Raw genomic sequence first — 19553 nt, 5'->3', positions numbered from 1 at the left:
GCAGCCGGCCGCTCGACCGCGGCGGAACAAAAACTCGACTGGACGCGCTACCGACCGGTACGGGATTTGCCTCCGGTCAGACTGGCTCCCCAGGGCGATTTTGCAGGATGTGAAAGGGAGGCTGTTCAGATGCCAATCCAGTTCACGACGGACGGCAGTCCCGCCTATCGGCGGCTCGCTCTCTGGCAGGACATCGTCTGCGACGTCTTCGTCGGACTCGACTGCAAGTCGGACCTCGGCAGCGCCTTTCGCGGATCGGTCACCCAGGCTTCGCTCGGCAAAGCGGTCTGCTCCGAAGTCTGCTCGGACCGCCAGCACGTATTCCGCACGCCGTCGCGCATCGCGCGTTCACACCAGGATTTCGTTCTCGTAGCCCTCGGAAATCGCGGCAACGGTGGCGTCGTGCAGGACGGCCGCGAGACCGTGATCCACCCCGGCGAGTTTGCGCTCTACGACACCACGCGCCCGTACGAGCTGAAGTTCGACGACAGTTTCACGCAGACCATTTTCAAGGTACCGCGCGAGATGCTGCAGCGGCGGCTCGGCGGCACCGAGACGCTGACTGCAATGTCATTTGGCGCCGCCGCACCGCTCGAGCGGCTCGCCTATGATTTCATTGTCCGGCTCTGCCAGAATGCGGATGGTTTGGCTCCGGATACCGCCACAGCGCTGTCGGAGCAGGCAGTTGATCTGCTTGCGATGGCCTTGAGCGAGCGGCTCGGCAAGTCATCGCTGCCGTCCTCGACCCACCGCTCGGCCCTGCTCTACCGATTGAAGGCGCACATCCGCGCGCACCTCGCCGATCCCGATCTCTCGCTCGCTGAAACCGCGGCCGCGCTCGGCATCTCGCCGCGCTATGTCAACGATCTTCTCGCGGACGAGGACACCTCCTTCCAGCGCCATGTCCTCGCCGAGCGCCTCGCCCGATGTCGGCGGGATCTCGCCTCGCCACTGCTCGCCCATCGCCACATCAGCGAGATCGCCTTCGCCTGGGGCTTCAACGACCTCTCGCATTTCGGCCGCGTCTTTCGCGAGCATTTTGGCGCGTCGCCCCGCGACTTCCGGCACAGCCAGTTGCGGCATTGAGCCCCTAGGGCGCGAGCGCATCGCTCGGAGAGGCGACACGGGCCTTCATCGCCGCACTCATCGGAAGCCGGAGGTTCTGTCCCTTCGGCGGAATCGGCGCCTCGAACCATTTGGCATAGAGCTTGTCGAACGCGCCGGAGGCCATGTTCTCCTTGATCACGGTGTCGACCAGGGCCTTAAACTCAGGATCTTCCCGACGGGTCATCAATCCGTAATAGGACGGCGCATAGGTCGCGCCCAGCATCCGGAAGGCCGTCGGATCGGTCGCGTTCGCGACGAGCCCGGCGATCAGAATGTCGTCCTCGAACCAGGCGGCGGCGCGGCCCGTTCCCAGCATCAGCAACGACTCGGCATGGTCCTTGGCCTGAACGATCGTCACGTTCAGCTTCTGCTCGCCGAGGACCTGCTTTGCGACCGCAAAATTCAGCGAGCCCTGTGTGATGACGACCGTCCGCCCATCGAGCCCCTTCGGCTCCGTCACCCCCGAGGCGACGGACACGAGCCAGCGCGGCGACGCCACATAGGTCGCGACGGAGAACGAAACCTGCTTCTGACGTTCCGCGGTGTTGGTCGTGCTGCCGCACTCGACGTCGATCGTGCCGTTCTGGAGCAGCGGAATGCGATTGGACGCATTCACCGGGACGTAGTCGATCCCCAGCTCCGGCCGGCGCAGCACGATCCTGATCTTGTCGGCCACCGCGGAGCAGAGATCGAGCGAAAGTCCGGTCGGCTTCTGATCCGATCCAAGATAGGCGAACGGGATGGAAGCTTCCCGATAGCCGAGGGTGATCTTGCCGACCTCTCTGATCTTGTCGAGGGTTGGGCTGGCCGCTTGCGCTGTTGGAACGTCCAACAGCGCAAGCGAAAGTGCGGCAATGGCAAGCGTCGGCGCGTGTCTGAGGATCATGTCGGCCTCCGGACTGTTGATCAAGCGGCGGGATTTCGCGACAATTCGTCGAGGCTCTCCCTCAAGGAGCGGTCCAGGATCTCGACGGCGCGGTCGATCTCCTCGGTCGACACGGTGAGCGGCGGCGCGATGCGCCACACCGATCCGCGCTCGGGGCGACGGCGGATGTTCATGCTCAGCCCATGTTCAAAGCACTTCTTCGTCGTCAGGCCGCCGAGCTGGTGGGCCGCGCGCCGACTGTTGCGGTCGGTGACCAGCTCGACGCCGAGCAGAAGCCCCATGCCCCTGATGTCGCCGATCTGCTCGTATTTCTGCTGAAGTCCCTCGAACCGGCCGCGCAGGTACGCGCCCATGACATTGGCGCGCTCGACCAGCTTCTCCTCCGCGATCACACGCAGCACCGCGAGCCCGACCTCGGCCAGCAGCGGATCGGAGACGTGGCTGGTGTAATAGGTGAAGTGATCCTCGTGCAGCTTGCTCTCGATCGCTTCGGTGGTCGAGACCGCCGCGAGCGGAAGGCCCCCACCGAGCGTCTTCGACATGGTCATGATGTCGGGGACGACGCCGAAATATTCCGATCCCGTCTTCTTGCCGACGCGCCCGAACGCCGTCTGGGCCTCGTCGAAGATCAGCAGCATACCGCGCTCGTCGGCGGCCTTGCGCAGCGCCTCCATGAAGGCCTTCGGCGGCACAAGCACGCCGCCGGCGCTGATCACGGGCTCGGCGATGATCGCCGCGCCCCGCCCGCTCGACTGCATGTCGAACATTTTCAGCGCCAGCTCGAGATTGGCGAGCGCGGATGCTTCCTCACTCCCCTTGTCGATGTAGGGACGATAGGCATTCGGCTCGGGGATGACGAACACGCCGGGCGGCGGCACGCCATAGCCCTTGCGGTCGCTCGCCATCGAGACCGAGGCGGCGCCCCCGGTGATGCCGTGCCAGGAGCCGCCGAGGACAAGCACCTCATAGCCGCCGGTGTACATCTTGGCCATCCGGAGCGCGACTTCGGTCGCCTCCGAGCCGGTGTTGATGAAGATCGAGCGCTTGAGATAGCCGGGCAGCCAATCCGTCGCCAGCACCTGGGCGAGCTCGGCCACCACTTCGGGAATCATCCCGCTGAAGAGATGGAACGCCTTCTTCCCGGCCCGCTCCACCGCCGCGACAATGGCAGGGTGGTTGTGGCCGATCGTCGCGCACATCTGCCCCGAGGTGAAATCGAGATAGTCGCGCCCGTCGCTGTCGGTGACGATGGTCCCCTTCGCTGTCGTGAAAAGGTTCGGGAACACGTCTCCGCCGTACCGCACCAGAAATTCGTCGGCGGCTTGTTTCAGCGCTGAAGTCATGGCGTCTCCTTAAGCAAGCGGCATCTGCCGCGCGCGGGGCACGGCGCGGCGATGCGGAGTCCGCTCACCGGTCTCGGGTCAGGTTGTGGGCACGAAGCTGTTGCGTCTGGGCGTTCGCGGTACGAAACTTGCCAGTGCAACGGAGAAATTCGTAACCGGGCAGACATGATGGGCGCCAGTTCAAAAAACTCAGCAGCCGATGAAGCAAGCTCAACGGGGCGGCCGCGCATGCCGCCGCTGAAGGCGCTGTCGGCGTTCGAAGCCGCTTCCCGCCACGGCAGCTTCAGCCGCGCTGCCGAGGAGCTCGGGGTCACGCCTTCCGCGATCAGCCATCACATCCAGAACCTCGAGGATTTTCTCGGCGTGCGCGTGTTCTCGCGGCACGCCGGCCGTGCTGTGCTCACCAATGCCGGCCGCCTCTATGCCGGCGAGATCGAGCGCGCGTTCGGCACGATCATGGGTGCGACGCGGCTGGTGGCGCCGCAATCGCAGCGCGATCATTTGTTCATCGCCAGCGGACCAAGCTTTGCCGCCAAATGGCTACAACCGCGGATCGGCAATTTCATCGGCCAGCATCCGGAGATCGGGATCAGGCTGTCGACCATCGCCGATCTGCGCGATCTCGAAACCATCCGCTTCGACCTCGCGATCGCCTATGGGCGCCCACCGGTCGTGAACGACAGGCAGATTGAGCCGCTCCTCGCCGAGCGCCTGCGCCCACTCTGCAGCCCGCGGCTGATCGAGCAGCTCGACCTGCGCGAGCCCGGCGATCTCGCCCGCGCCACGCTGATCCATTCCTCGAACGCGCTGACCTGGACCGATTATCTGCGCAAGGTCACAGGCGCGAGCATCAAGGCGCGTCACGAATTGTGGTTCGACCGCTCCACCATGGCGATCGATGCAGCCGTCGAGGGTCTTGGCGTCGTGCTGGAGAGCGAAATCCTCGCCGCCGAGGAGCTGGACAAGGGCACGCTCGTCGTACCGTTCCGCCAACCCGAATTCGAAGTGGAGACGGTCTCCTACTATCTGGTGCGCTCGGCTGAGGCGAAAGGACGTAGCCATGTCAGCGCGTTCGAGGCTTGGCTGCGCGCGAAGATCTCGGCTGCAAACTTGCAGACCACGAGCGTGGCCTAGCAAAATGCGGACTATCCAAGCAGAGCCGCCATGTGAGCGCGTGATAGGACAAGGCACCCGCTTGCGCTAAACTCGGCACCAAGGCCGCACCGATCAACGAGCGGCCAGCCGAGGAGCAGATCGATGGAATACCGACGCTTGGGCCGGTCCGGCCTGATGGTGCCTGCTTTAAGCCTGGGAACGGGCACGTTCGGCGGCGTCGGCCGCCTTGCGGCGTGGGGCACGACGGATGCGACTGAAGCGCGGCGTCTTCTGGACATCTGCCTCGAGGCCGGCGTGTCGATGTTCGATACCGCGAATGTCTATTCGCTCGGCGAATCCGAGCGGGTGCTCGGGCAAGCCATCAAGGGGCGCCGCGACAAGGTCCTGATCTCGACCAAGGCGACGTTCCGCTTCGGCGACGGCCCGAACGACATCGGCTCATCGCGCCAGAATCTGCTTGCGGCGATCGACGGTTCGCTGAGCCGGCTCGGCACCGATTATATCGACCTTTTCCAGCTCCACGGCTTCGACGCCTTCACTCCGCCCGAAGAGGTGCTATCGACTCTCGACGTGCTCGTGCGCGCGGGCAAGATCCGCTATGTCGGCGTCTCGAATTTCTCGGGCTGGCACCTGATGAAGTCGCTCGGCGTCGCCGACACACACGGCTTTCCGCGTTACGTCGCCAACCAGACCTACTATTCACTGATCGGGCGCGACTACGAATGGGAGTTGATGCCGCTCGGCCTCGACCAGGGGCTGGGCGCCGTGGTCTGGTCGCCACTCGGATGGGGGCGCCTCACCGGAAAGATCCGCCGCGGTCAGCCGAAACCGGAAGTCAGCCGCCTGCCCAAGACGGCCGAGTTCGGACCGCCCGTGTCGGACGAGCATGTCTACCGCGTCGTCGATGCGATCGACGAGATCGCGAAGGAGACCGGCAAGAGCGTCTCGCAGATCGCGCTGAACTGGCTGCTGCAGCGTCCGACGGTCTCGACGCTGATCATCGGTGCACGCAACGAGACCCAGCTGCGCGAGAATCTCGGCGCGGTCGGCTGGTCCTTGACCAAGGACCAGGTCGCAAAGCTCGACGCCGCGAGCACGGTGACGCTGCCCTACCCCTATTGGCACCAGCGCGTGACCTTCAGCGACCGCAATCCGCCGGCGGTGTAGGACAGCCGCATCAAGCACGCTCGGCAAGGTGACGGCGCGCTGCCAGCGCGGTTCCGGAACCATCGCGGCCCTGCCCTGTTGGCGCAATACTCGGCCCGTGGCCGAGTCCGATTCGCCAACGATAAGCCGCTCACGATGTCGACAGTCACCATCGAGCATGCCGACGGCCTGCCGCAGCCGCAACGCAACCAGGCGGTGCTGACCATTGCGCTCGGCATCGTCATGGCGGTGGTCGACAGCGCCATCGCCAATGTGGCGCTGCCGACGATCGCAGCCGACCTCGATGCGAGCCCGGCCTTCTCGATCTGGATCGTCAACGGCTACCAGCTCGCGATCACGATCTCGCTGCTGCCGCTGGCTTCGCTCGGCGAGATCGTCGGCTATCGCCGCGTCTACCTGGTCGGGCTGGCGCTGTTCACGGTGGCCTCCGCGTTCTGCGCGCTGGCCCACACGCTGCCGCAGCTGACGATCGCGCGCATCCTCCAGGGCTTTGGCGCGGCCGGCATCATGAGCGTCAACGCGGCGCTGGTACGTTTCACCTATCCGCGCAGCCTGCTCGGCCGTGGCATCGGCCTCAACGCTCTCGTCGTCGCCTTCTCGGCCGCGATCGGCCCGACGCTCGCCGCCGGCATCCTCGCGGTCGGAAGCTGGCCCTGGCTGTTCGCGATCAACGTGCCGCTCGGCGCGGTGACGCTGGTGCTGGGCCTGCGCAGCCTGCCGCACACCAAGCCCGCGAGCCGCTCGTTCGACTGGCAAAGTGCGGGTCTGTCGGCGATCACCTTCGGCGTCGGCATCGCTGCGGTGGACAGTGTCGGTCATGGCGAGGCCGCGATCACCTGCCTCGTGCAGTTCGCCGTCGCGATCGTTGCCGGTGCGCTGCTGATCTATCGCGAGACTCACATGACCTCGCCGCTCTTGCCGATCGACCTGCTGCGCATCCCCGTGTTCGCGCTGTCGATTGCGACCTCGATCGCATCGTTCTGCGGGCAGATGCTGGCCTTCGTCGCGATCCCCTTCTATCTCCAGAGCCGCTTCGGCTATTCGGCCGTCCATATGGGCCTGTTGATCACGCCATGGCCGATCGCGCTGGCGTTTGCAGCCCCCCTCGCAGGCCGCCTGGTCGAGTATTATCCGGCCGGCCTGCTCGGCGGTATTGGGCTCACGCTGTTTGCCTGCGGCCTTGCCGCGCTGGCCTTCCTGCCGGCGACGCCAACGCCGCTCGACGTGATCTGGCGGATGGCGCTCGCCGGCGCCGGCTTCGGTCTGTTCCAGACCCCCAATAACCGCACCATGATCGCAGCCGCGCCGCGCGAGCGCGCCGGCGGCGCCAGCGGCATGCTGGGGACGGCGCGCCTCCTCGGCCAGACCACCGGAGCGGCGCTGGTGGCGCTGTTGCTCGGCCGCTATCCACTCGACGGAACCAGGCTGGCACTGCTCGCGGGCGTCGGTTTTGCGCTCTGCGGTGCGATGCTGAGCATGCTGCGGCTTTCCCCGGCCGGCGCGCGCGGTGGCGAGCAGGTCCGCGTGCAGGACGATCAGCGCCTGCGCGGGGATTAGCACCCGGGTTCGCGCATTGTCGTGCACAACCTTTGCGTGGCTTAACTATTCAGCGCAATAGCCTATTGCCCTCCCGCTCCGGTTGCGCATAGTGGCGGTGGGACAAGGGGCATTTCATGCGTTCATTGGGAACTGTGGCGCTCAGCGTCATGCTGGGCGGCTGCGCGTCGGTCACGCGCGGCACGACGGAGAATATCAGCATTTCATCAACACCTTCAGGCGTGGAAGCCGTCGTCAGCGGAATGGACGTTCCGACCACCTGCACGACGCCTTGCTCGGTGGTCGTCAAGCGGAACGCCGACATCTCGATCACCTTCCAGAAGGAAGGCTATGAGCCGCAAATCGTTCCGCTCAGCCGGGACGTCCAGACGGGCGGCGCCGCGGGTTTCGCCGGCAATCTCCTGCTGGGCGGTGTCATCGGCATGGGCGTCGACGCAGCGACCGGAGCCGCGACCGATCACAAGCCGAACCCGGTCATCGTGACGATGCAGCCGGCGGCCCCTCCCCGCAGCGCACGGCCGCCCGCGCCCCGGAAGCCGCGAGCACCTGCGCCGCCTCCGCCCGACACCGGCACCTAAAGAGCGATGCGATTGGGATCAATCGTCATCGTGCTTCAGGTTATTGTTCGAGCATGATCTTTTCGGAAAACCGCTACACACTTTTCCGGATCATGCTCTAACCCGGTAACTACCAAGCAGCAAAAAGGCCGGCTTCGCAGCCGGCCTTTTCGATTTCATCAGTGCCGATCAGACCTTGACCAGCGGGCCCTTCGAGGTCGGCCCCTTCGAGCCGCCGGGGCCGCCCGGCTTGGACTTGCCCGGCGGACGCTTGCGGGCGCCGGGCAGCTTCTCCTGCTTCGGCGTGACCGGACCCTCGACGAACTCGAAGCCGATCTTCTCCTTGGTCTCGTCGGTCTCGTCCTTGACGAGCACGACGCGAACGTGGCCGCCGCCCTTCAGCTTGCCGAACAGCACTTCGTCGGCCAGCGGCTTCTTGATGTGCTCCTGGATCACGCGAGCCATGGGACGCGCGCCCATCTGCTCGTCGTAGCCATGCTGGACCAGCCAGGCCTTGGCCGGCTCAGACAGCTCGATGGTGACGTCGCGGTCGCCGAGCTGCGCCTCGAGCTGAAGCACGAACTTCTCGACCACGGTGCCGATCACCTCGACGCTGAGATGGCCGAACGAGACGATGGCATCGAGACGGTTGCGGAATTCCGGCGCGAACTGGCGGTTGATCGCCTCGTGATCGTCGCCTTCCCGCTTCGAGCGCGTGAAGCCGAACGCCTGCTTGGCGAGATCCGAAGCGCCTGCGTTCGTGGTCATGATCAGGATCACGTTACGGAAGTTGACCTGCTTGCCGTTGTGGTCGGTGAGCCGGCCGTGATCCATGATCTGGAGCAGCACGTTGTAGAGGTCGGGATGCGCCTTCTCGATTTCGTCGAGCAGCACCACGCAATGCGGATGCTGGTCGACGCCGTCGGTGAGCAGGCCGCCCTGGTCGAAGCCGACATAGCCGGGAGGCGCGCCGATCAGGCGCGACACGGTGTGCCGCTCCATGTATTCGGACATGTCGAAGCGCAACAGCTCGACGCCGAGCGACGCCGCGAGCTGCTTGGCAACTTCGGTCTTGCCGACGCCGGTCGGCCCCGAGAACAGGTAGCAGCCGATCGGCTTCTCCGGCTCGCGCAGGCCCGCACGTGCGAGCTTGATCGAGGCGGCAAGCGATTCAATCGCCTTGTCCTGGCCGAACACCGTGCGCTTCAGGGTCTGCTCGAGATGCTTGAGCACCTCGGCATCGTCCTTCGACACGCTCTTCGGCGGGATCCGCGCCATCGAGGCGATCGTGGTCTCGATCTCCTTGATGCCGATGGTCTTCTTGCGCTTGTTCTCGGCGACCAGCATCTGCGCCGCGCCGGACTCGTCGATCACGTCGATCGCCTTGTCGGGCAGCTTGCGGTCGTGGATGTAGCGCGAGGAGAGCTGCACCGCAGCCTCGATCGCCTCATTGGTGTACTTCAGCCGGTGGTAGTCCTCGAAATACGGCTTGAGGCCCTTGAGGATCGCGATGGCATCCTCGACGGTCGGCTCGTTGATGTCGATCTTCTGGAAGCGCCGCACCAGCGCGCGGTCCTTCTCGAAGTGCTGGCGGTATTCCTTGTAGGTGGTCGAGCCCATGCAGCGGATCGTGCCCGAGGCGAGCGCAGGCTTGAGCAGGTTCGAGGCATCCATCGCCCCGCCCGACGTCGCGCCCGCACCGATCACGGTGTGGATCTCGTCGATGAACAGGATGGCGTTGGGATGCGCCTCGAGCTCCTTGAGCACCTGCTTCAGGCGCTCCTCGAAGTCGCCACGATAGCGCGTGCCGGCCAGCAGCGTGCCCATGTCCAGCGAGAACACGGTCGCGGCCGCCAGCACCTCCGGCACCTCGCTGTCGACGATGCGCTTGGCGAGGCCTTCTGCGATCGCAGTCTTGCCGACGCCGGCTTCACCGACGAACAGCGGATTGTTCTTCTGCCGGCGGCACAGCACCTGGATCGCGCGGTTGATTTCGGAATTGCGTCCGATCACCGGGTCGATCTTGCCGTCGCGCGCCTTCTTGTTGAGGTTGACGCAATAGGTCTCGAGCGCCTCGCCCTTCTTCTTGGCGTCCTCGTTGCCCTTGGTCTCGGTCTCCTCGTCGACGCCGCGCACGGGCCGCGCCTCGGAGACGCCCGGCCGCTTGGCAATGCCGTGGCTGATGTAGTTGACCGCGTCGTAGCGCGTCATGTCCTGCTCCTGCAGGAAATAGGCGGCATGACTCTCGCGTTCGGCGAAGATCGCGATCAGCACGTTGGCACCGGTCACCTCTTCGCGACCGGACGACTGGACGTGGATCACCGCGCGCTGAATCACGCGCTGGAAACCGGCGGTCGGCTTGGCATCGTCGGCGCCATCCGTCACCAGGTTTTCGAATTCGGTCTCAAGGTAGTTGACGAGGCTCGTACGGAGCTTGTCGAGATCGACGCTACAGGCGCGCATGACGGCGGCTGCATCGGAGTCGTCGATCAAGGAGAGCAAGAGATGCTCGAGCGTCGCGTATTGGTGATGACGCTCGTTTGCGATCGCCAGCGCACGATGCAGGGATTGTTCAAGGCTTTGGGAAAAAGTCGGCATTCGCGTCCTCTATGGCCCCCACCATCATGATCGCCATCGCCCGGTCAGGCAACAACAACCTTTGTCACATATAGTTATACAAGATCGCGGCGAAAGACCGGTTCCGCGACTCGGCAGCTAGCCACCTGGGCTATTTTCAATGCAAAACCCGTTCCGATTTGGGCGGGATCGGCGCCAGCGCAGAATTCCGTAGTTTTGCCAGCTGCGACCGCCATCGCGCGCAGCCGTCACGCGACAATCACACCGCGGGTTGCAGGAGCCCCGCCTTCAAACGCGCCGCAGGCCGGGCTTACTTCTTTTCCATCACGCATTGCAGCGGGTGCTGGTGCTTGCGGGCGAAATCCATCACCTGCGTCACCTTGGTCTCGGCGATCTCGTAGGTGAACACGCCGCACTCCCCGATGCCATGATGATGGACGTGCAGCATGATCTTGGTTGCGGCTTCGACGTCCTTGTTGAAGAACTTCTCCAGCACGTGAACGACGAACTCCATCGGCGTGTAGTCGTCGTTCAGGATCAGCACGCGGTACAGGTTCGGCCGCTTGGTCTTCGGCTTGACCTTGGTGATGACCGACGTGCTCGGACCCGAGGGAGTGCCCGGACGGTTGTCGTCATTGCTCATACGAGGCGCGTCGGCGGCGGCTGGCGCGGACAGATCAAGGCTGGAAGTCAATTGCAGCATGGCACAGGCGTTCAAATTCCCCACGGAAGCGAATGGCGGTCACTGCGCGACCCCTCCTTCGGAGCCTGGCGCAGGCGCGCCGCCTTGGATCGCCGCTCCCGACAAATCCGGTTCAGGCCGGATCGCTCGCCAGCAATATGGCCCTGCCCCCGGCCCGCCGCAAGCACGCGGGGGTCCGGCCCATGCGGTCGCAGCAGTCCCGATTCCCAGTCCGGGCGATCCTGATGAGGTTAATCAATCCGGAGCGATTTGACAAAAATTTCCGCCCGGCACGCTTAGAACATGTTGACCAGGAACCCGGCCGTTAGCCCGCACGGGACGGTTTTCGGCAGAAGGCTCCGGTTTTCTACGGTCCAATTTACCTGCCATTCAATGACGTAGCGCGAAATCGGGCAAAACACCGATTTCGGGGATCGTCATGTCTGGTCTGCCCCTCGTCAGCCGCCTTGGTCGACAACTCGCCCGTTTCGCAGCGGCCGAGCAAGGCAATATCGCTGTGATCTTCGCCATTGCGCTCGTTCCGGTGCTGAGCTTTGTCGGCGCGGCGATCGACTATAGCCGCGCGGCCCAGGCGCGCACCGCGATGCAGTCAGCCCTCGATTCCACCGCGCTGATGCTTTCCAGGGATCTGTCGGCCGGCACCATCACGACGTCACAGATATCCACCAAAGCGCAAACCTATTTCAACGCCCTGTTCACGGACACCAAGACCCTGCCGTCGGTTAGCGTCGGCGCCACCTATAACTCGAGCACCAGCATCGGCTCGACGATCCAGCTGACCGGAACCGGCACCTACACGACCAGCTTCATGAAGATCGCCGGCTTCCCGACGCTCGACGTCGGCACCTCATCCACCAGCGCCTGGGGCCTGACGCGCATGCGCGTGGCCTTGGTGCTCGACGTCACGGGATCGATGGCGTCCGACGGCAAGATGCCGGCGATGCAGACGGCCGCGAAGAACCTGGTCGATCAACTCAGCGCGCTCGCGAAGACCAACGGCGACGTCTACATCTCGATCGTGCCGTTTTCCAAGGACGTCAACGTCGGCAGCAGCAACTATGACAAGTCCTGGATCGACTGGAGCGACTGGGAAGCGGTGAATGGCAGCTGCAGCGACAATTCGTACAAACAACAGTCAAGCTGCGTGAGTGCCGGCAAGACCTGGACGCCGAAGAACCACAACAAGTGGACCGGCTGCATCACTGACCGCGACCAGGACTACGATACCAAGAACACGACTCCGGTGAGCAGCAATTCCGCGACGCTTTTCCCGGCCGAGCAATATTCCTACTGCAACTCCAGCAATTCGGCATACATCCAGCCCGTCATGCCGCTCAGCTACGATTGGACCGCGCTCAAGTCTCTGATCGACAATCTGGTTCCGACCGGCAACACCAACCAGGGCATCGGCCTTGCCTGGGGCTGGATGACACTGTCGACGGGCGAGCCCATGAATGCTCCGGCCAAAGACACGAACTACACCTACAAGGACGCGATCGTCCTGCTCTCCGACGGTCTCAACACACAAAACCGCTGGTACAGCGGCGCTTCGCAGATCGACGACCGACAGAAGCTGCTCTGCGACAACGCCAAAGCCCAGCCCAACAACATCACGATCTACACGGTGCAGGTGAACACCGGCAGCGATCCGACCTCGAGCGTGCTGCAATATTGCGCCAGCAGCAGCGACAAGTTCTATCTGGTCACCTCGGCAAGCCAGACCGTATCGGTGTTCAAGGATATCGGCACGTCACTGTCGAAGCTGCGCGTCGCACGCTGACGGGTCCCATCGCTCACAATAAAAAGCCCGGCTGTTCAGCCGGGCTTTTCGATTCCAGGATGTCTCGAGACGTTACTGGGCGGCCGGGGTGAACTTCGACACCATGGTCTCGACCGGCTTGAACGCCTGCTTGGCGAGGTCGCTGTAGAGGCCGGCGATCTTCTGCGATTCCGCAACGAAGGTTTCGTAGGCGGAACGGGCAAAATCGGTCTGCGCTTCCATCGCCTTGTCCAGCGACTTCACGCCGGAAAGCTTCTCGACGAAGGACTTGGTGTCTTCGAACGACTTCTTCGTGTAGTCGCCATAGGCGCTGGCGATCGCCTGGATGCCATGCTGCACCGAGGTCGCGGAGGCAACGCACTGCTCGAACTGCTCTTTCCCGTAGTTCTGGAAGTCTTCAACCTTGAACATTTCGGATCCTTTTCCCTGGCTCGCGTCGGGAAGCCCCGGCTCCCTGACTCCGCCCAAAATTAGTGCAACGCACAAAAAAGTCAAGAATCTTGTGCGTCGCACAAACCGGGGGCAAATTGCAGAGAATTCCCGGGGTTTCCCGCAAGGGTTCCTTAAGCTTTTGGAAACCGGCCCACCCTACTTTGATTCCCTGGACGTGTTCACTTCCGCGAGCGGCCAAAGCCGTTTGAGAACATCACCTTAGCCAGAACAGCGGCTCGGGTCCAACGTCCCCCGCGGCGAACACCAGCGGAGGGACAGCCTGAGCAGGTAATGATCCCGGGTCCGTTGGGCACAATTTCGCCTCACGAGCCGGTGATCAAGTCAGAAACGGGGACGGGGTTCCATGCTTCGTAAAAACTTGTCTTCCTCGCGCTTGGCGCGGGTTGGCGTTTTCGGGCTTCTTACGGTCACCACCGCAGTCATCTTCACCACCGACGCAGCCGAGGCGCGGCGCCATCGTCGACACTATGCGCACCACCGGGTGCAGCGCGATGTGTCCGAGAGCTCCAGCCCGAAATTCGCGTCCATCATCGTCGACGGCAATTCCGGCGCGGTGCTCCAGGCGACAAGCCCTGACGGAATCCGCCATCCGGCGTCGCTGACCAAGATCATGACGCTCTATCTGCTGTTCGAGCGTCTCGAATCCGGCAGGATGAAGCTCGACACCGAGATGCCGGTGTCCAAGCACGCCGCCGACCAGGATCCGACCAAGCTTAATCTGCGTGCCGGCCAGACCATTCGCGTCGAAGACGCAATCAAGGGCCTCGTCACCCGCTCTGCCAACGACGCAGCCGTGGTAATCGCGGAAGCGATCGCCGGAGATGAAGACGACTTCGCCCAGATGATGACGCGGAAGGCGCGCTCGCTCGGCATGTCCAAGACGGTCTACCGCAACGCCAACGGCCTCCCCAACGACGAGCAGGTCACGACCGCGCGCGACCAGGCCACGCTGGGTCGCGCCATTCAGGAGCGCTTCCCCCGCTACTATCGCTATTTCGCGACCTCGACGTTCAATTGGCGCGGACAGTCGATCCGCAACCACAATCACCTGCTCGGCAGCGTCGAGGGCGTGGACGGCATCAAGACCGGCTACACCCGCGCCTCCGGCTTCAACCTCGTCAGCTCGATGCGGCGCGGCAACCGCCACCTGATCGGCGTGGTGCTCGGCGGCCGCAGCGGCGGCTCGCGCGACGCCATCATGCGCAACCTGCTCGCGGAGAACCTCGAAAAGGGCGCGACCGTCCGCACCGTCGTCGCAGTCACGGAGCGCAACGGCGCTGAAGCCAACACCGATGTCGCCGATGCCTCGGACATGCCGGCACGTCCCGCCCCGCAGGTCCAGGCCCCTGCTCCCGAAGCTGCCCCCTCGCGCCTCGCCGCGCGCCTGTCGACGCTGGCCGCAGCGACTGCGGCGATGCCGCCCGCTCAGCCCAAACCCGAAGTTCGGCCGACGGAGTCCAAGGTGGAGCCGGCGCCGCTCACCAATGGCGTGATCTCGAGCCAGCCGCTCTCCATCATCCCCGGCTCGTCCGAGCCGATGAAGCCGGTTCGGGTCAAGACGGTTCAGGTCAAGGCCGGCGCCGTGAAGGTCGCCTCCGCGGCTCCGGCTCAGGTCGTTGCGCCGCCGGTCACCAGCACCGTCCCGCCCCGTTCCGACGTCGCGGAAACCTCCGGCGCCGTCGTCGCCAGGGCAGATCTCATCAACAAGCCGGAGGCGGTGAGCCAGCCGGAAGCGCCGAAGGCCGAGATGGCCCGCACCGAACTGCCGCGTCAGCCGGCCGGCTTCGGCACCGGTAACGGCATCCTCGGCGTGCTCCCGGCCGCAACCGCTGCCGCGCCCGCTCCCGCCGCTCCGAAGCTCGCGTCCGCCGACCCGGCGCCGCAGCCGATGCAGATGAGCGCGACCACGAAGCCCGCCGTCACCCACAGCGGCTGGATCGTCCAGGTCGGCGCGCTCGAGAGCGAGAACGAAGCTCAGCAGCGCATCGACGCGGCCCGCAACTCGGCCCGCGGCCTGCTCAGCAAGGCTGACCCGTTCACCGAGCCCGTCGTCGCCAAGGACAATCGCAAGCTCTACCGCGCCCGCTTCGCCGGGCTCGAGCGCGACCAGGCCGAAGCCGTCTGCCGCACCTTGAAGCGCGCCGAGATCTCCTGCATCACCGTTCGCAACTGATCTCCTTCTCCGCTCCAAATCAAAAATGCCCGCGCCTTGCGCGGGCATTTTCGTTTTGGTGAGGCGGTAACGCCGAGGCTGTTCAGGACGAGGCTGTTCCACGACAACCTCTCGTCAAGGATTTACGGTTAAAACTTTGCTCAAGGGATCGACCACGCCGACAAGGGCGGGCGACGTCAGACAGAGCAAACGGAGCTCACGCGGTACGGGCGTTTGTAGCGTAGTGCCGGAGTTAGCCGTTATGCGTGCGAAGCAGAGTATCCTTGGCCTCGTTTACCCGGGCAGCGAGATACGTCGAGCCCCCCTGGTCGGGATGGAGTTTCTTCATCAGGGACTTGTGGGCCCGGCTGATGTCGTCGCGCCCCGCTCCCGGCTGCAAGCCAAGGATCTGATAGGCTTCCTCCGCCGTCATTTTGCCGCTCGCCGCCGTGCGGCGCTGCCGCCCTGCCGCATCGCCCTGCGCGTTCTGACGCCAAGCGGGAAACCGGCGGTCCAGATAGCTTTCAAGTAAGGCCACGCTCTCGGCGTCAAACGTCGGGACTATTGCGAGCAAGCCGGCGAGATCGAACTCATCGAGACTGCGCCCGGCGTAAGGCCCCGCGACGATCTGGCCGGAAAGCTGGCCGGAATCGTGGTCCAGCCGCATGTCCAGGAATTGCGAGCGCACCCGCGACGCCTGCCCGGACGGGCGCGTCGCACCGCCGCCGAACAGCCCGCCGACATTGCCGAAGCCGGCATTCGCCAATGGCGTCCAGCCGAGCAGCCCGGCGCCGAAAATTCCGAGCGGGATCGCAACCGCCAGCTCACCCCGCAAGCCGGTGAAGGCTGCAACCGCCAGCGCCAGCACGCCGCCGCCGAATTTAATTGTGCGCGCCAGCACCGCCGGATTGGCGGAGCGGAACGTCTGGAGCAGCAGGTAAAGCGTGATAACGGCGACAGCGCCGGCGATCAGGGTCATGGCCGGAATATAGTCGTCCTCTTGTCAAAAAGCATGGCGTCCACCGCCGCATGCCGCGCCGCGCCGACCGCTACTTCATCTGGCTGATCAGCTTCGCCGCGCCGCTCACGCTTCCAGCCAGTTTCAGCAGCGCCTCGCGTCCGCCGGCGGCATAGGCCGCAGCGGCCCGCAACAGCTCGCGCAGCTGCGCCGCCGCACCCGGATCGAACCGGCACCAGGCACCGCCCGTCAGGCGCGCGATCTCGCGGAAGGCCTGTTCGGCGACCGCGTCATGGCCCTCCTGAAACACGAATACGGGCACCTTGAGCATGCCGAGCTCGCCGGCCTTGGCGGAGAGCTCGTCGATGTCTTCCTCCATGGCATCGCCGACGAAGACCACGGCCCGCACGCCGGATGCGACTGCCTCGCGCCTGGCCTCGCTCAGCACCTTGCCGATCTGGGTATCGCCGCCGCGGCAATCGATCTTGCCCATCAGTGTCGCCAGCCTGGCGCTGTCGGAAATCCAACCCGTGGCACGGCACTCGTTGAAGCCGCGATAGTAGACCAGCCGGATGTCGAGACTGCCGAGCGCCGCGGTCTCGCGAAACATGTCGGCCTGGAGCGCGCACGCCATGTCCCAGGTCGGCTGCCGGCTCATCGTCGCATCCAGTGCGAAGATCAGCCGTCCCCTCGCGCCCGGCGCATGCGGCGAGAGCGCCCGCGCCTTGGCGACGAACGCGGCGATGTCTTCCGAGGTTGAGGTTTTCGCTTGCGGCAATGCGCCGTCTGCTTGCGCCGAGACGGCATCGCGGCCGCGCGGTTTGATGGGTTCGCCCGACATCGCAGCTACACCTTGCGTCAGCAGCTAATGTGGTCAGCACATGCGGCCCGGTCAATGCGCAAAGCCTCCGCGGGCGGGCGCCGGCGGAGGCTTCGACGATTGGTGCAACCGAGCTGACGTCAGCTCGGTCAGCTCTTGTGGCCTAGCTGCTGTCGGTCAGCTGCTGTCAGTCAGCTTTTGGCGGGTGCCATCAGAGCGACAGGGCCCGGCTCGAGGATCTTGGGCGGGGCCGATTGCGTGTCGACCGGCGCGATCTCGCTGTCCGTCGTGCTCAGGAACTTGTCGAGCATGCTCTGGATCGAGCTTTTCGCCACATCCGGACCGGTATCGCGCATATCGTTGTGCTGGAATTCGGTCTTCACGACCTGAATGCCCGCCTTCTCGCATTCCTCGTCGGTGGGAATCACACCGGCGTCGGCCTTGAACTGCGGATCCTGGGAGCGGAACGACAGGATCTTGAACTTGCCGGCAGTGACGAAGGGCACGCGCAGATTGTCGAGCGTGACGACCTTCTTGACCTCGTCCGGATATTGCTTGGCGAAGTACATGGTGATGTCGCCGCCCATGGAATGGCCGACCATCGTCACCTTGTCGTAGTCGGCGTTGGCCTGAACCTTCTTCATCTCCTGCATGGCGAGATGGATGTTGGCGACGCCACGCAGAATTTGCGGCAGCCGGCCGACATAGAGCTCGCCGGGCTTCGTGACCATCGGAGGATCAGTCGGCAGATCGTGCTGCGGGCTTACGACCATGTAGCCGCGCGCAGCGAAGGCGTTGGCGAGGAAGCCGTACTCGGTGTTCTTGACGGTGTTGCCGTGATTGATCACTGCGACGGGCAGCTTGATCATGCCGGCATTGGCCTGCATTTCCTTGTCGCGCCGCACCGCGATGGAGACGGGCACCGGACGGTTGTCGCGAGAGGCGTCGTAGAATGTGATGGTCTCGTGCTTGATCGCCCACTTGCTCGCCGTGAAATAGGCGATGCCGCAGAGGGCACTGACCGAAACCAGAACGGCAATTCCACGCTTCATTTTCGTCCTCAGCCTCAGGCCTAAGCGGCCTGAATCCCTGTTGAAAATCGTGTTCTTCCGGGGCTCTTCGTCCCCTTGTCGCCTATTCCCTAATATATGTCACAGCAGCGTGACAGGAAGGCTAAATGTTGTGAACCGGCAGCCCTTTCATTGTGCGTCGCACTCGTTTCGTAAGCACCCCATTCTCATACCGCTACGTCAGCGTGCAGGTCCCTATTCGACGCAACCGGTCCCGATCGGGTTCGACTTCGCAGTAAATGCAGGGTGAAAACGCGCGCGGCGCCGCCCGGGTTCCCGCGCCAGCCGACAGACTCGGATCGGTCGGGAGTAACGATATACCGCGACGTCAGGCGCCGAGGATATCGTGGACCTCGAGCGGCTTGTCGACCTGGCTGAACCACTCGGCCCGGTTGGCGGCGCGGCGGCGGCCGCGCTCGTCGAGCGGGAGCTTGAGCTGGCGGAGCAGGCTCATCACCTCCTCCCGCGCTGTGAGATGGCCGAGATTGGGCCGCATGCCGAGCGTGGCCTCGTCGATCTCGTCCAGGGCGGTCAGGCCGCGCGGGAAGAATTCGCGGTAGACGACGCGTTCGGCGAAGCCGTCGACGTAGCGGAAGCCGAGCCGCAGCGACAGATCCTTCAGGCCCTCGGCGACGAGTTGCTTGTTGCGCGAGCCGAGCATGGACAGGCGGTTGCGCACGACGATCCAGTCGGTGGTGGCGCCGTCGAGCTGGCGTCGCTTGCGCCTGACATCACGCACCATCTCGGCATAGTGGCTCTCGCCCGTCACCGCGTAAGTCGCGGGATCGACCGTGCCGAGCACGTCGAAATCGAGGAAGCTGTCGTTGATCGGCGTGACCAGGGTATCGGCCATCGAATGCGCGAGCCGCATCAGATAGCTGTCGGTGCCGGGCGTATCGATGACGATGAAGTCGAAGCTGCTCTCGACCGCCGAGACGGCTTCCATGAACTGCTGGAACTCGGAATTCTCATTCTCGGCAATCTGCATGGTCTCGCCGAGCTTGATGCAGCGATGCACCGGAAGCTCGAGATCGAGCTTGGTACGCTGGGCCCAGGCAGACCGGTTGCCGATGTAGCGCGTGAAGCTCTGTTGGCGGCAGTCGAGGTCGATGGTGGCGACGCGCTGACCAGCCTTCAGGAGTGCAACGGCGATGTGCAAGGCGGTGGTCGATTTGCCGGAGCCGCCCTTCTCGTTGCCGAGCACGACCACATGCGCCGAGCCGGATTGGCCTTGGCTAGCCTGCACAAGCATGGTGATCCTCAACGCCCCTGGCGAATATCTTCGAGTTGACCGCGTCAGCGGTCAA

At 64.3% G+C, this 19553-nt stretch carries 16 protein-coding genes; 7 read left to right on the top strand and 9 right to left on the bottom strand.

Annotated features, from left to right (window positions below):
• The first annotated feature begins 129 nt into the window (after positions 1-129).
• On the top strand, positions 130-1086 hold the full coding sequence (locus ACNJYD_RS16580; protein WP_172783357.1) for a helix-turn-helix domain-containing protein: 957 nt from the start codon (positions 130-132) through the stop codon (positions 1084-1086).
• Between the two features lie 4 nt (positions 1087-1090).
• Here the strand turns inward: ACNJYD_RS16580 and ACNJYD_RS16575 are convergent, their stop codons facing one another.
• Positions 1091-1993, bottom strand: a complete 903-nt coding sequence (locus ACNJYD_RS16575) for an amino acid ABC transporter substrate-binding protein (protein WP_439366960.1) — start codon at positions 1991-1993, stop codon at positions 1091-1093.
• 20 nt (positions 1994-2013) lie between these two features.
• Positions 2014-3336 carry an aspartate aminotransferase family protein gene (locus ACNJYD_RS16570; protein WP_439366958.1) on the bottom strand — a complete coding sequence of 441 codons (1323 nt, stop codon included), beginning with the start codon at positions 3334-3336 and terminating at the stop codon, positions 2014-2016.
• Positions 3337-3564: 228 nt separating this feature from the next.
• Between ACNJYD_RS16570 and ACNJYD_RS16565 the strand changes: the two genes are divergently transcribed.
• The 4 genes from ACNJYD_RS16565 to ACNJYD_RS16550 all read left to right on the top strand — a co-directional run bounded on the left by ACNJYD_RS16565 (position 3565) and on the right by ACNJYD_RS16550 (position 7754).
• Positions 3565-4470 carry a LysR substrate-binding domain-containing protein gene (locus ACNJYD_RS16565; protein WP_172783354.1) on the top strand — a complete coding sequence of 302 codons (906 nt, stop codon included), beginning with the start codon at positions 3565-3567 and terminating at the stop codon, positions 4468-4470.
• A gap of 123 nt (positions 4471-4593) precedes the next feature.
• Positions 4594-5619: an aldo/keto reductase gene (locus ACNJYD_RS16560; protein ID WP_172783353.1), complete on the top strand. Its 1026-nt coding sequence runs from the start codon at positions 4594-4596 to the stop codon at positions 5617-5619.
• Positions 5620-5754: 135 nt separating this feature from the next.
• On the top strand, positions 5755-7176 hold the full coding sequence (locus ACNJYD_RS16555; RefSeq protein WP_439366956.1) for an MFS transporter: 1422 nt from the start codon (positions 5755-5757) through the stop codon (positions 7174-7176).
• 116 nt (positions 7177-7292) lie between these two features.
• Positions 7293-7754, top strand: coding sequence for a PEGA domain-containing protein (locus tag ACNJYD_RS16550; protein ID WP_439366954.1), 462 nt, complete (start codon positions 7293-7295; stop codon positions 7752-7754).
• A gap of 168 nt (positions 7755-7922) precedes the next feature.
• Here the strand turns inward: ACNJYD_RS16550 and clpA are convergent, their stop codons facing one another.
• Positions 7923-10331, bottom strand: coding sequence for an ATP-dependent Clp protease ATP-binding subunit ClpA (gene clpA / locus ACNJYD_RS16545; protein ID WP_172783350.1), 2409 nt, complete (start codon positions 10329-10331; stop codon positions 7923-7925).
• A 289-nt stretch (positions 10332-10620) separates the two neighbouring features.
• The gene (gene clpS, locus ACNJYD_RS16540; protein WP_172783349.1) at positions 10621-10953 is read right to left on the bottom strand and encodes an ATP-dependent Clp protease adapter ClpS; all 333 of its coding nucleotides are present in this window, start codon (positions 10951-10953) and stop codon (positions 10621-10623) included.
• A gap of 478 nt (positions 10954-11431) precedes the next feature.
• On the opposite strand from clpS, the gene ACNJYD_RS16535 reads away from it, so the two are divergent.
• On the top strand, positions 11432-12793 hold the full coding sequence (locus ACNJYD_RS16535; RefSeq protein ID WP_212255053.1) for a TadE/TadG family type IV pilus assembly protein: 1362 nt from the start codon (positions 11432-11434) through the stop codon (positions 12791-12793).
• 72 nt (positions 12794-12865) lie between these two features.
• Here ACNJYD_RS16535 and ACNJYD_RS16530 read toward each other — a convergent pair whose 3' ends face one another.
• The gene (locus tag ACNJYD_RS16530; protein ID WP_212255052.1) at positions 12866-13204 is read right to left on the bottom strand and encodes a phasin family protein; all 339 of its coding nucleotides are present in this window, start codon (positions 13202-13204) and stop codon (positions 12866-12868) included.
• Between the two features lie 385 nt (positions 13205-13589).
• Here ACNJYD_RS16530 and ACNJYD_RS16525 point away from each other — a divergent pair, with 385 nt between their 5' ends.
• Positions 13590-15419, top strand: a complete 1830-nt coding sequence (locus tag ACNJYD_RS16525; RefSeq protein ID WP_439366951.1) for a serine hydrolase — start codon at positions 13590-13592, stop codon at positions 15417-15419.
• Positions 15420-15651: 232 nt separating this feature from the next.
• Here the strand turns inward: ACNJYD_RS16525 and ACNJYD_RS16520 are convergent, their stop codons facing one another.
• From ACNJYD_RS16520 to ACNJYD_RS16505, 4 genes are all read right to left on the bottom strand, one after another.
• Positions 15652-16377, bottom strand: coding sequence for a DnaJ domain-containing protein (locus tag ACNJYD_RS16520; RefSeq protein ID WP_439366949.1), 726 nt, complete (start codon positions 16375-16377; stop codon positions 15652-15654).
• A 70-nt stretch (positions 16378-16447) separates the two neighbouring features.
• Positions 16448-17197, bottom strand: a complete 750-nt coding sequence (locus tag ACNJYD_RS16515) for a VWA domain-containing protein (protein ID WP_260379454.1) — start codon at positions 17195-17197, stop codon at positions 16448-16450.
• 170 nt (positions 17198-17367) lie between these two features.
• Positions 17368-18228: an alpha/beta fold hydrolase gene (locus ACNJYD_RS16510; RefSeq protein ID WP_172783343.1), complete on the bottom strand. Its 861-nt coding sequence runs from the start codon at positions 18226-18228 to the stop codon at positions 17368-17370.
• A gap of 346 nt (positions 18229-18574) precedes the next feature.
• Positions 18575-19498 carry a division plane positioning ATPase MipZ gene (locus ACNJYD_RS16505; RefSeq protein WP_439366946.1) on the bottom strand — a complete coding sequence of 308 codons (924 nt, stop codon included), beginning with the start codon at positions 19496-19498 and terminating at the stop codon, positions 18575-18577.
• Between the last annotated feature and the right edge of the window lie 55 nt (positions 19499-19553).

The sequence above is a fragment of the Bradyrhizobium sp. SPXBL-02 genome (assembly GCF_051853065.1).
GTDB lineage: Bacteria > Pseudomonadota > Alphaproteobacteria > Rhizobiales > Xanthobacteraceae > Bradyrhizobium.
This window is presented reverse-complemented; position numbering and strand designations above follow the sequence as displayed.